Raw genomic sequence first — 11,855 nt, forward strand, 5'->3', positions numbered from 1 at the left:
GCCGACGTACCCGGAGCCCGGGCCGCCCTGGCCGCCGGGCCCGCCCTGGCCGGTGCCGCCGGCGGGCTGGCGTGCGGGCTGCTTGCGCCCGCCGCGGGAGCTGGTGGGGCTCATCGGGAGGCCCCTGCGATGTCGTCGAGCACGTCGGCCTCCGGCAGGTAGGGGGCGAGGGGCGGCAGCTGGTCGACGCTCGTCAGACCGAGGCGCTCGCAGAACTCACCCGTCGTGACGTACAGGATCGCACCGTTCGGGGACCCGTCCTCGCTCTCGGCGACCAGGCCCCGCTGCAGCAGCGTCCGGATGGTCGCGTCGGCGCTCACCCCGCGGATGCTCGACACCGTCGCGCGGGCGACCGGCTGGCGGTAGGCGATGATCGCCAGGGTCTCCAGCGCGGCCCGGGACAGCCGCGCGGTGGCGCCGTCGCGGACGAACCGCTCGACGACGTCGGCGAACTCCGCGCGGGAGTACACCCGCCAGCCGGAGGCGCTCTCGCGCAGCTCGAAGCCGCGGCCGTCGGCGTCATAGCCGTCGGCCAGCCCGCGCAGCAGCTGCTCGACGCGCTCCAGCGGCAGCGCGAGGGCGGCCGCGAGGACGAGGGCGGGCACCGGCTCGTCGGCCACCATGACGACGGCCTCGACGGCCGCGCGCGCGCCGCCTGGCCGGGTGTCGAGGTCGAGGCCCTCCTGCAGGCTCATGCGGTCTCCTCCGGGTCGGGCTGTTCAGGGTCGCTGATCGGGTCGGGCTGGTGGGGCTCGTCGCGGAGCCGGTCCTCGGGGCGGGACAGCCGGACCGACAGCTCGGCCATCGGCCCGTCCTGGGCCAGGTGCACGAGGTCCTCGCGGTACAGCTCGAGGACGGCGAGGAACCGGGCGACGACGACCGCGCGCCCTCCGGCGTCGGCGACGAGCCGCGCGAAGCTCACGGCCCCTCCCCCGTGGAGGCGCTGCAGCAGCTCCAGCCGCTGCTCGGCGACGCTCACCTCGGGGGCGTGCAGGTGCTCCAGCCCGACCGTCGGCACGGGGCGGGGGGCCAGCGCCTCGGCGGCCAGCCGGGCGAACGCCTCCGGGTCCGACCGCCACACCAGCTCCGGCAGCAGGCCGGCCGCCGCGGGGTCGTCGCCGCGCCGGCGGGGCTGCCGCCCGGCCAGGGCGTCGAGCCGGGACTCGATGTCGGCCGCGGCGGTGCGGAAGGCGCGGTACTGCAGCAGCCGGGCGAACAGCAGGTCCCGCGCCTCGAGCAGGGCGAGGTCCTGCTCGTCCTCGACCTGCGCACCGGGCAGCAGGCGGGCGGCCTTGAGGTCGAGCAGCGTGGCCGCGACGAGGACGAAGCCGCTCACCTCGTCGAGGTCCCACCCGTCGCCCATCGCCCGGATGTGCGCGACGAACTCGTCGGTCACCGCGGCGAGCGCGACCTCGGTGACGTCGAGCCGGTGCTTGGCGATGAGGCCGAGCAGCAGGTCGAAGGGCCCGGTGAAGACGTCGAGGTGGACCTCGAAGGACGAGGTCGGCGCGTCGGCGTCGTCGGCCGCGACCGCCCGCGCGCTCACCGGGGCCCCGGCCCTGGGGCGCCCACGGGGCTCAGGCGACCAGGCCCCGGGCCACGAGCTCGCGCGCCAGCTGGCGGTAGGCCTGGGTGCCCGGGTGGGTCGGGGCGTACGTCGTCATGGGCTGCGACGCGGCCGAGGAGTCGGGGAACTTGACCGTGCGCGAGATGACGGTGTGGAACACCTTCTCGCCGAACACGTCGACGAGCCGGGCGACGACCTCGCGGCTGTGCAGGGTGCGCGGGTCGTACATCGTCGGCAGGACGCCGTCGATCTCCAGGCCGAAGTTGAGCCGGTCGGTGACCTTCTCGATGGTCTGCTGGAGCAGGGCCACGCCGCGCAGGGCGAAGTACTCGCACTCGACGGGGATGAGCACGCCGTGGGCCGCGGTGAGCGCGTTGACCGCGAGCAGGCCGAGCGAGGGCTGGCAGTCGATGAGGACGACGTCGTAGTCGTCCAGCAGCGGGCGCAGCAGCCGCTTGAGGACCATCTCGCGCGCGACCTCGGAGACCAGGTGGACCTCGGCGGCGGACAGATGGATGTCGGTGGGCAGCACGTCGATGCCCTCGATGTCGGTGCCGCGTACGACGGTCCGGACGTCGAGGTCGCGGTCGACGAGCAGCTGGTACAGCGACGGCTCGCCCTCCTCGGGGCGGACCCCGAGGTTGGCCGACAGGGCGCCCTGCGGGTCGAAGTCGACGAGCAGGACCTTGCGGCCGTACTCGGCGAGCGCGGCCCCCAGGTTCATGGTGGTCGTCGTCTTGCCGACGCCGCCCTTCTGGTTGCACAGGGCGATGACGCGGGCGGGGCCGTGGGAGCCGAGCACCGGCGGGACGCCGAAGTCGGGCAGCGGCCGGCCCGTGGGGCCCAGGCCGTCCGGCGAGGTGCCGTCCCCGGCCTCGGTCGCGTCTGTCACGACCGAGACCCTAGTCGGCGCGCGCCGGGGCGAGGGCCACGGCACCCGGTGCCCGGCCGCCGCCGCGGGTGCCGCTACGGGTGCTGCTGCGGCTGCTCACCGGGCGCGCGGGTGGCTGGTCGCGTAGACCTCGCGGAGCGCGTCGACGGACACGTGCGTGTACACCTGCGTCGTCGCCACCGAGGCGTGGCCGAGCAGCTCCTGGACCACGCGGACGTCGGCGCCGCCCTCGAGCAGGTGGGTGGCGAAGGAGTGCCGCAGCAGGTGCGGGCCGACCGCGGGCCCGCCGGGCTCGGGCAGCCCGGCGGTCTCGGCGGCGCGCTGGAGCACGACCCACGCCGACTGGCGGCTGAGCCGGCCGCCGCGGGAGTTGCGGAACAGGGCGCGCGGGTCGGCGGCGGCGCCGAGCAGCGCCGGCCGCCCCCGCACCAGGTAGGCGTCCAGGGCGGCGCGGGCGTGGCTGCCGACCGGGACCTCGCGCTGCTTGTCGCCCTTGCCGGTGAGCCGGAGCACGCTGACCAGGGCGCCGTCGGAGCCGACCACGTCGTCGACGTCGAGCCGCACCGTCTCGGAGATGCGCGCGCCGGTGGCGTACAGCAGCTCCAGCAGCGCCCGGTCGCGCAGGCCGAGCGGGGTGCCGGGGTCCGGGGCGTCGAGGAGCCGGACGACCGCGTCGACGCCCATCGCCTTGGGCAGGCGGCGCGGCAGCTGAGGGGCGCGGACCTCGCGGGTGACGTCGACGTCGACGAGGCCCTCGAGGACCCAGAACCGGTGCAGCCCCCGCACCGCCGCCAGCGCCCGGGCCGCCGAGGCCGCCGACAGGGCCGCCGCCCCGTCGCGGGGGTCCCGCAGCCCCACGACGAACGCGGACACGTCGGCCTCGGTGACCTCGCGCGGGTCGCTCCGCCCCAGCCCGTGCAGGTGGGCGAGCCAGCGCGCGACGTCGCGGCGGTAGGCGGCCAGGGTGTTGGCCGCCGCGCCCCGCTCCACCGCCAGGTGCGTGAGCCAGGTGCCGGCCGCGACGTCCAGCGGCGTGGTCCCGCGCGGCAAGGCCCCCGGCTGTGCGGTCCCCCGCTGCTCAGGGTCCGGCGTCGCGGGGTCCGGCGGCGTGCGGTCCGGCGGCGTCACGTCAGGCGAGCACCTCCGCCAGCGGCGTGCAGTCCATCCCGTGCGCGGTCGCCACCGGCTCGTTGACCACCGCGCCGGCGTGGGTGTTGAGGCCGAGCGCCAGGGCCGGGTCCGCCCGCAGGGCCTCGCGCCAGCCCAGCGTGCTCAGGGCCGAGGCGTACGGCAGCGTGACGTTGGTCAGCGCGTACGTCGAGGTGTTCGGCACCGCGCCCGGCATGTTGGCCACGCAGTAGAAGACCGACCCGTGCACGGCGAACGTCGGGTCGGCGTGCGTGGTGGGCCGGGTGTCCTCGAAGCAGCCTCCCTGGTCGACGGAGATGTCGACGAGCACGCTGCCGGGGCGCATCCGGGACACCAGCTCGTTGCTCACGAGCTTGGGCGCCCGGGCGCCGGGGACGAGCACGGCCCCGATGACCAGGTCGGCGCCGAGCACGGCCCGCTCCAGCTCCAGCGGGTTGCTGGCGACGGTCTGCACGCGGCCCTGGTAGATCCGGTCGGCGGCCCGCAGCCGCGACACGTCCCGGTCGAGCAGGACGACCTCGGCCTGCATGCCGACCGCGGTGGCCGTGGCGTTGAGCCCGGACACGCCCGCGCCCACGACGACGACCTTGGCGGCGTAGGTGCCGGACACCCCGCCCATGAGCACGCCCCGCCCGCCCTCGGCGCGCATCAGGGTGTGGGCCCCGACCATCGGGGCGAGCCGGCCCGCGACCTCGCTCATCGGGTACAGCAGCGGCAGGGCGCGGTCGGCGGTCTGCACGGTCTCGTACGCGATCGCCGTGACCTCCTTGGCCACGAGCTCCTCGGTGAGCCGGCGGTCGGCGGCCAGGTGCAGGTACGTGAACAGCGTGAGGCCGGGGCGCAGGCGGGAGTACTCCTGCTCGACCGGCTCCTTGACCTTGAGGACGATGTCCGCGCGGCCCCAGACCTCGTCGGCGTCGTCGAGGACCACGGCGCCCTCGGCGCGGTAGTCGTCGTCGGTGATGGAGGAGCCGGCGCCGGCGCCGGCCTGGACGAGCACCTCGTGCCCGTGCGCGCGCAGCTCGTGCACCCCGGAGGGGGTGAGGGCGACGCGGTACTCGTGGTTCTTGACCTCTGCGGGGATCCCGACGACGGTGGCGGTATCAGTCACGGCCGCACTCTAGGGGCCTACGGTGGGCCGGTGTCCGAGCAGGTCCCCCCAGCGCCGGACGGCCTCGCGCGGCGTCCTCCCCCCGGCCCAGCGTCGACCGCGGGCGTCACGGGGAGGCACCCCGTGCGACCGCGGCTGCTCTGGTACGCCGAGACCTCGGCCCGCCGCTCGGCGCAGCTGACCGGCGACGTCCTCGTCCTGCTGTGGTGCCTGGCCTGGGTCGTCGTCGGGGTCGCCGCCGCCCGGGCCGTGGCCGCCCTCGCCGCCCCGGTCGAGGCGCTGTCCAGCGGCAGCGGCCGCACCGCCGACGAGCTGCGCGAGGCCGCCGGCGGGTTCTCCGACCTGCCCCTGGTCGGGCAGGACGCCGCCGCCCCGTTCGAGGCGGCCGCCGACGCCGTCGCCCGGCTGACGGCGGGCTCGGCCGGGCTGGCCGAGCGGGTGCAGGACCTCGCGCTCCTCGTCGGGGTGCTCGTGCCCCTGACGCCCGTGGCCCTCGTGCTGCTGCTGTGGCTGCCGGCGCGGCTGCGCCAGGCCCGCCGGGCCGGGGCGGCGCGGTCGCTGCTGGACGCCGGGGCCGACCCGCAGCTGTTCGCGCTCCGCGCCCTGACCACCCAGCCGCTGGCGCGCCTGGCCGCGGTGTCGCCGGACCCGGTGGGCGACTGGCGCCGCGGCGACCCGGCGGTGACCTCGCGCCTGGCGGGGCTGGAGCTCGAGCGGCTGGGGCTGCGGGGTCCCGGGCGGGACAGCGCCGGAGGACGGGCCGCAGGGCTGGACCGCCGGACCGGCACCCAGGACTAGCTCGCGGGACCGGACCGCGGGGCTGGGCAGCGACGGCCGGGCGTGCCACGCTCGGCCATGGCCACCAGCCCTGAGGGCGTCGCCGGGGTCTTCGACCGGGTCGCCGGCACCTACGACGACGTGGGCGTGCCGTGGTTCCGCCCGATCGCGCAGGCGCTCGTCGACGAGCTCGACGTCCGGCCGGGCGAGCGGGTGGTCGACCTGGGCTGCGGCCGCGGTGCGGTCCTGTCGCTGCTCGCGGCGGCGACGGGCCCGACCGGCGACGCGCTCGGCGTCGACCTGGCGCCGCGGATGGTCGAGCTCACCGCCCGCGACCTGGCGCACCTGCCGCACGTCCGGGTCCGGGTCGCCGACGTGCGGGACCCGGGCCTCCCGCCCGGCAGCGCCGACGTGGTCGCCGCCTCCCTGGTGCTGTTCTTCCTGCCGGACCCGGGCGCCGCGCTGCGCACCTGGGCCGGGCTGCTCGCCCCGGGCGGGCGCCTGGGGGTGACGACCTTCAGCCGGCAGGACCCGCGCTGGCAGGAGCTCGACGAGCTGTTCACGCCGTACCTCCCGCAGCAGATGCTCGACGCCCGCGCCAGCGGCCGCCGCGGCCCGTTCGGCTCCGACGACGGCGTCGAGGACCTGCTCCGCGGTGCCGGGCTCGCCGGCGTGCGCACCGTCCGGTTCCCCGTGCAGGCGGTGATGGACGACGCCGAGCACGTCCTGCGGTGGACCTGGTCGCACGGGCAGCGGGCGATGTGGGAGGCGGTGCCGCCGCAGGAGCACGAGGCGCTGCGCGACCGGGTGCGGCAGCTGGTCGCCCGCTGCGCCGACCCCGACGGCCGGGTGCGCTTCGACCAGGACGTCCGGATCACCCTGGGGCGCGCGGCCTGACCCGGTCCCGGTGCCTGCCCCCCCGCGGCTGGGTCAGACCGTCCGGACGACCCGCTGGCGGCGGTCCTCCTCCGGCGGCGACCACGACGCGGCGTCGGCGTCCACCTGCTCGCCGGAGCGGATGTCCTTGACCTGGCCCGCGAGCGGCGCCGCGCCCTCCCCGCCGGGGAAGAACACGAACGGGATGCCCGAGCGGTCCGCGTGCTTGATCTGGCGGCCGAACTTGGCGGCGATCGGCGCGGTGTCGGCAGGGATGCCGCGGGCGCGCAGCGCACGGGCGACGGCGTCGCTGCGGCCCCGGTCGGCCTCGTCGGTGACGGCCACGAGGACGGCGGTCGGCACGGGGCGGGTCGCGGCGACCGTGCCGTCCTTGAGCAGGCGCGACACCAGCCGGCTCACGCCGATGCTCAGCCCCACGCCGGGGTGGCGCACGGAGCCCTCGCTCACCAGGTCGTCGTAGCGACCGCCGGAGCAGACGGACCCGAGGTCCTCCTGGCCGACGAGCTCGGTCTCGTAGACGCTGCCGGTGTAGTAGTCCAGGCCGCGGACGACGGCGAGGTCGGCGACGACGACACCCGGGGCGACGGCCTCCGCGGCGTCCACGAGCGCCTGGAGGTCCGGCAGCGCGGCCGCCAGGGCGTCGGAGCCCGCGCCCAGGCTGTCGGCGAGCGCCTGCACGGCGGCCAGGTCGGTGCCCTGCACCGCGGCCAGGGCGAGCACGGCGTCGGCCTGCGCCCCGCTGGCACCGGCCCGGGCCCGGAGCTGCTCGCCGACCGCCGCGGGGCCGATCTTGGCGAGCTTGTCCACCGCGGCGAGCACACCGGCGACATCCTCCAGGCCGAGGCCGCGGACGAGGGCCTCGACCACGCGGCGGTCGTTGACCCGCATCCGGACCGCGCCGACGTCCAGCCGCTGGAGCGCCTCGACCATGACCAGGGGCAGGTCGACCTCGTAGTGCCGGGGCAGCACGTCGACCCCGACGACGTCGACGTCGGCCTGGACGAACTCGCGGAACCGGCCGTCCTGGGGCCGCTCCCCCCGCCAGGACCGCTGGATCTGGTAGCGCTTGAACGGGAACGTCAGGTGCCCGCCGTTCTGGAGCACGTACCGGGCGAACGGCACGGTGAGGTCGAAGTGCAGGCCCAGGGTGGAGTCGTCGACCTCGGTGCCCGGGTCGGCCTGGAGCCGGCGGACGACGTAGACCTCCTTGTCGATCTCGCCCTTGCGCAGCAGCTGCGACAGCGGCTCGACCGAGCGGGTCTCCACCGGTGCGAAGCCGTGGAGCTCGAAGGTCTCGCGCAGGGTGTCGAGCACGTGCAGTTCGACGGCCCGCTCGGCGGGCAGCCACTCGGGGAACCCGGACAGGGGGGCGATCCGGGCCATCAGCGACGTCCTCCGGGGAGCTGGGTCAGGAACGGGTTGGTGGCGCGCTCGCGGGCCATGGTCGTGCGGGCGCCGTGGCCGGGCAGGACGACGACCTCCTCGCCGAAGCGGGGCAGCACGTCGCGCAGCGAGCGCTCCATCTGCGCGGGGTCGCCGCCGGCCAGGTCGGAGCGGCCGACGGAGCCGGCGAACAGCAGGTCGCCGCTGAGCAGGAGCCCGTCGCCGTCGGGGCCGTCGGGGTCCACCGCGCCCGGCAGGTGGAACACCACGGAGCCCTCGGTGTGCCCCGGGGCGTGGTGGACCTCCAGCGCGAGGCCGGCGACCTGGAGCCGGACCGCCCCGCCGGGGTCGCCGGGCAGGTCGAGGACGACGTCGGGCTCCTCCCACCGGTCGGCGGGCGCGAGCATGCTCTCGACGAGCGGCCGGGTCTGGGCGCCGAGCTGCTCGAGCGGGTCGCGGAGGCGGTACCTGTCGTCGGCGTGCACGTGGACCGGGACCGGGGCGCGCACCGCGGTGGCCTCGCCGGCGGTGCGGCTCACGGGCGTCACGGACCAGACGTGGTCGGCGTGGCCGTGGGTGAGCAGGACCGCAGCGGGCCGCAGCCGGTGCTCGCGCAGCACGTCGCGGAGCCGGTCGGTGACACCGAAGCCGGGGTCGACGACCAGGCACTCCTGTCCGGGGGCGTCGGCCAGCACCCAGCAGTTGGTGCCGAACGCCGTCGCCTCGACCGTGCGCACCAGCATGATCGCGAGGGTACCCACCTATGCTGTCGTCCCTGCCCGCAGGCGGACGGCAGGAGCACCGGCTCGTGCCGTCGTCACCCAGGAAGGACACCGGCACCCGTGACGTCCGATCGCGACCGCGAGAACGCCCGGACCCGGCGGGACCCCGGGCACCCCCAGGCACCGGCCTCCGCAGACCGGCCGGACCGGCCGGGCCGCAGGAACCTGCTCGTCGGGCTGCTCGCGGCGCTGCTCGTGCTCGCCGTCGTCGTCGGGGCCGCCCTGCTCGGCGGAGGTGACGACGAGGCCGTCGGCACCGAGGGCGACGGGGTCTGTCCCCCCGGGATCGACGCCGTCGCCGACCCCGTCCAGCTGGACGAGGTCCCGCCGCCCGCCACCGGGACGTGGACGGCGACGCTGGAGACCACGTGCGGCGACGTCGTCCTGGAGCTCGACGCCGACGCGGCCCCCGTGGGCGTCGGCAGCTTCGTCGGTCTCGTCGAGGCCGGCTTCTACGACGGCACGCCCTGCCACCGCCTCACGACGCAGGGGATCTTCGTCCTGCAGTGCGGCGACCCGACCGGCACCGGGACCGGCGGTCCGGGCTACAGCTACGGGCCGGTCGAGAACGCCCCTGCCGACGACGTGTACCCCGCGGGTACCGTCGCGATGGCGAGGGTCGGCGGTGACGCCGAGAGCATGGGCAGCCAGTTCTTCCTCGTCTACGAGGACTCGACCATCCCCTCGGACGCGGCGGGCGGGTACACCGTGCTCGGCCGCATCACCGAGGGTCTCGAGATCGTCCAGCAGGTCGCCGACGGCGGCCTGGCCGGGGACGGGGTAGCCCCCGCCCGCAGCACCGGCATCGTCAGCGTCACCGCAGAGGAGACAGCGTGAGCACCGAGCCCGACCAGACCGGACCCGTCGAGCAGGGGGCCCCCGAGCCCTCCGAGGAGACGTCGCCCGAGAAGCAGCGGTCGGGTCTGGGCGGTGCCCTGCTGGGAGCCCTCGGCTCCCTCGCCGCGGAGGCCATCGACGCCGCGGGCCGCGCGCTCACCACGCCGGCACGCACGGACGACGCCGACGGCACCGACGGCACCGACGGCACCGACGGCACGAGCCCTGCCGAGGGTGAGACCGCGGACGGCGGCACCGAGGGCGAGCAGGCGGAGGCCGGCTCGTCCGAGGGCGGTGCGGACGACCAGCCCACGGTCGGCACCCCCTCCGCCGACGCTCCCGCCGGCGACGACGCCGACGCCACCGGCTCCCCGCAGGACAGCAAGGCCGGCACGTCGTCGGAGGGCGACGAGCCCTCGGCCCAGCAGCCGGACGAGACCGCTGCGGCACCGCAGGCTGACGAGACCTCCGCTGCTGCCGAGAGCACCGGGGCCACCGACAGCACCGAGGCGTCCGACAGCAACGAGGCGTCCTCGGGGACCGGCCTCGCCGGTACCGAACTCGCCGGCACCCCGGACGCGCAGCAGCCCGGCTCCCCCGGGCAGGCTGCCGCCGAGGAGTCCTCCGACGAGGAGTCCTCCGGCGAGGCCGAGACCGCGGCAGAGGTGACGCCGGAGCCCGAGGCGGACCCCGCGACCGAGCCGGTGACCGAGCCGGTCACCGACGCCGCCCCCGAGCCGGTCGTCGAGTCCGCCCCCGAGCCTGCCGCCCCCGTCGACGAGGCGGACCAGGCCTCGCCGTCGGAGGGCACCGCCCCCGAGGCGGACGCCACCGGGGCACCCGCGACGGACACCGACGGCCCGACCGAGGGCGCCGGCGACCAGGCGGAGACGCCCGTCCCCGCGGCGCCGTCCTCCGCCCCGTCGCCGTCCGCTCCCTCCCCCGCCGCCGTGCCGCGCCCCGGCCGCCGCCCCAAGAAGGCGGCGCCCGCCGCGGCGACCGCCGTCACCCCGCCGCTCGCGGTCGGGGCGGCGGCCTTCGGCCGGGTCGACGAGGCGGGCACGGTCCACGTCCGCGACGGCGACACCGAGCGCGAGGTCGGCCAGTACCCCGACGTCCCCGAGGCCGAGGCGATCGGGTTCTACGTCCGCAAGTTCGAGGACCTCGCCGGGCAGGTGCACCTGCTCGGGCAGCGCCTGGACAACGGCACCGTCCCCGCCAAGGAGGCCCGCTCGTCCCTGGCGAGCCTGCGCGAGCAGTCCACCGACGCCAAGGCTGTGGGTGACCTGCCCGCGCTGCGTGCCGAGCTGGACCGGCTCGACAGCCTCGTGGCCGAGCGCACGGCCGCCGAGGACGCCCAGCGCGCGGAGGCCCGGGCCAAGGCCCTCGCCGAGCGCGAGGCCATCGTCGCGGAGGCCGAGCAGATCGCCGCGACGCCCCCCGCGAGCATGCACTTCAAGAACGCGGGCGAGCGGATGCAGGTCCTGCTCGACACCTGGAAGACGGCGCAGCGGTCGGGCACCCGCCTGGACAAGCGCACCGAGGACCCGCTGTGGAAGCGGTTCGCCGCAGCCCGCTCGACGGTCGACCGCCTCCGCCGCGCCCACTTCTCTCAGGTCAGCGAGCAGCGGACGAGCACCAAGCAGGAGAAGGAGCAGCTCATCGTCCGCGCCGAGGAGCTCCAGACCTCGACCGACTGGCGCGCGACGAGCGACGAGTACCGCAGCCTCATGGACCGGTGGAAGGCCGCCGGCCGGCTGTCCCGCAAGGACGACGACGCGCTGTGGGCCCGGTTCCGTGCCGCGCAGGACGTGTTCTTCGCCAACCGCACGGCGGCCAACTCCGCGCAGGACGAGGAGTACCGCGGCAACCTCGAGGTCAAGGAGGCGCTCGCCGCCGAGGCGGAGGCCCTGCTGCCGGTGACCGACGTGGCGGCCGCCAAGCGCCAGCTCACCTCGATCCAGGACCGCTGGGACGAGGCCGGCCGGGTGCCGCGCGACTCCCTCGACCGGATCGAGGGCCGCCTGCGCGCGGTGATCGAGAAGGTGCGGGACGCCGACAGCGCCCGCTGGGGCAAGAGCACCCCGGACGTGGTCCAGCGCGGCTCCGGCCTGGTGACGCAGCTGCGCCAGCAGGTGGCCGACCTCGACGCCAAGGTCGCCGAGGCGGAGGGGCGCGGGGACAGCCGGACCGCCCAGCGCGCCGCCAAGGAGCGGGACACCAAGCGGGCGTGGCTCGCCCAGGCGGAGTCCTCGCTGGACGACCTGTCCCGCTGACAGCCCCCGGCGCCTGACGGCCCGTCGTGTCCACACGGACCGGCGGGCCGTCGTCGTCCCCAGCGGCGACCGCGCGCGCCGCCGCGGCCCCACGGGACGGCGCAGGGTCCTGCCATGGCACCGCCCGCGCCGACGTGGGCGACTACCTGCGCGTCGCGGAGACGGAGAGGGCCCCCGGCTCGCT

11 protein-coding genes are annotated in these 11,855 nt (G+C 76.5%); 4 read left to right on the top strand and 7 right to left on the bottom strand.

Annotation, left to right across the window (positions count from 1 at the left end; all coding sequences use genetic code 11):
- Positions 1–110: 110 nt before the first annotated feature.
- From scpB to ald, 5 genes are all read right to left on the bottom strand, one after another.
- Positions 111–695 (bottom strand): SMC-Scp complex subunit ScpB, encoded by a 585-nt coding sequence (scpB, locus tag WCS02_RS11930; RefSeq protein WP_340293377.1) that lies wholly within the window; start codon positions 693–695, stop codon positions 111–113.
- Positions 692–1,546, bottom strand: a complete 855-nt coding sequence (locus tag WCS02_RS11935; protein ID WP_340293379.1) for a segregation and condensation protein A — start codon at positions 1,544–1,546, stop codon at positions 692–694. Before WCS02_RS11935 ends, scpB begins: the two co-directional genes overlap by 4 nt.
- A 31-nt stretch (positions 1,547–1,577) precedes the next feature.
- On the bottom strand, positions 1,578–2,459 hold the full coding sequence (locus WCS02_RS11940; protein WP_340293381.1) for a ParA family protein: 882 nt from the start codon (positions 2,457–2,459) through the stop codon (positions 1,578–1,580).
- Between the two features lie 96 nt (positions 2,460–2,555).
- A complete protein-coding gene (locus WCS02_RS11945; protein ID WP_340293384.1) occupies positions 2,556–3,509 on the bottom strand; it encodes a site-specific tyrosine recombinase XerD in 954 nt (317 codons plus the stop codon).
- A gap of 79 nt (positions 3,510–3,588) precedes the next feature.
- Positions 3,589–4,719, bottom strand: a complete 1,131-nt coding sequence (gene ald / locus WCS02_RS11950; RefSeq protein ID WP_340293386.1) for an alanine dehydrogenase — start codon at positions 4,717–4,719, stop codon at positions 3,589–3,591.
- A 123-nt stretch (positions 4,720–4,842) separates the two neighbouring features.
- On the opposite strand from ald, the gene WCS02_RS11955 reads away from it, so the two are divergent.
- Both WCS02_RS11955 and WCS02_RS11960 read left to right on the top strand, forming a co-directional pair.
- Positions 4,843–5,517: a hypothetical protein gene (locus WCS02_RS11955; protein ID WP_340293388.1), complete on the top strand. Its 675-nt coding sequence runs from the start codon at positions 4,843–4,845 to the stop codon at positions 5,515–5,517.
- A 57-nt stretch (positions 5,518–5,574) separates the two neighbouring features.
- Complete coding sequence (locus WCS02_RS11960; protein WP_340293391.1) at positions 5,575–6,393, top strand: class I SAM-dependent methyltransferase; 819 nt, start codon at positions 5,575–5,577, stop codon at positions 6,391–6,393.
- Positions 6,394–6,426: 33 nt separating this feature from the next.
- Here the strand turns inward: WCS02_RS11960 and hisS are convergent, their stop codons facing one another.
- On the bottom strand, positions 6,427–7,776 hold the full coding sequence (hisS, locus tag WCS02_RS11965) for a histidine--tRNA ligase (RefSeq protein ID WP_340293394.1): 1,350 nt from the start codon (positions 7,774–7,776) through the stop codon (positions 6,427–6,429).
- The gene (locus tag WCS02_RS11970; RefSeq protein ID WP_340293397.1) at positions 7,776–8,519 is read right to left on the bottom strand and encodes an MBL fold metallo-hydrolase; all 744 of its coding nucleotides are present in this window, start codon (positions 8,517–8,519) and stop codon (positions 7,776–7,778) included. Before WCS02_RS11970 ends, hisS begins: the two co-directional genes overlap by 1 nt.
- A 99-nt stretch (positions 8,520–8,618) precedes the next feature.
- Between WCS02_RS11970 and WCS02_RS11975 the strand changes: the two genes are divergently transcribed.
- Both WCS02_RS11975 and WCS02_RS11980 read left to right on the top strand, forming a co-directional pair.
- The gene (locus tag WCS02_RS11975; protein WP_340293400.1) at positions 8,619–9,395 is read left to right on the top strand and encodes a peptidylprolyl isomerase; all 777 of its coding nucleotides are present in this window, start codon (positions 8,619–8,621) and stop codon (positions 9,393–9,395) included.
- A complete protein-coding gene (locus tag WCS02_RS11980) occupies positions 9,392–11,671 on the top strand; it encodes a DUF349 domain-containing protein (protein WP_340293403.1) in 2,280 nt (759 codons plus the stop codon). Before WCS02_RS11975 ends, WCS02_RS11980 begins: the two co-directional genes overlap by 4 nt.
- The last annotated feature ends 184 nt before the right edge of the window (positions 11,672–11,855 follow it).

The sequence above is a fragment of the Aquipuribacter hungaricus genome (genome assembly GCF_037860755.1).
In the GTDB taxonomy this organism is placed as follows: Bacteria; Actinomycetota; Actinomycetes; order Actinomycetales; family JBBAYJ01; genus Aquipuribacter; species Aquipuribacter hungaricus.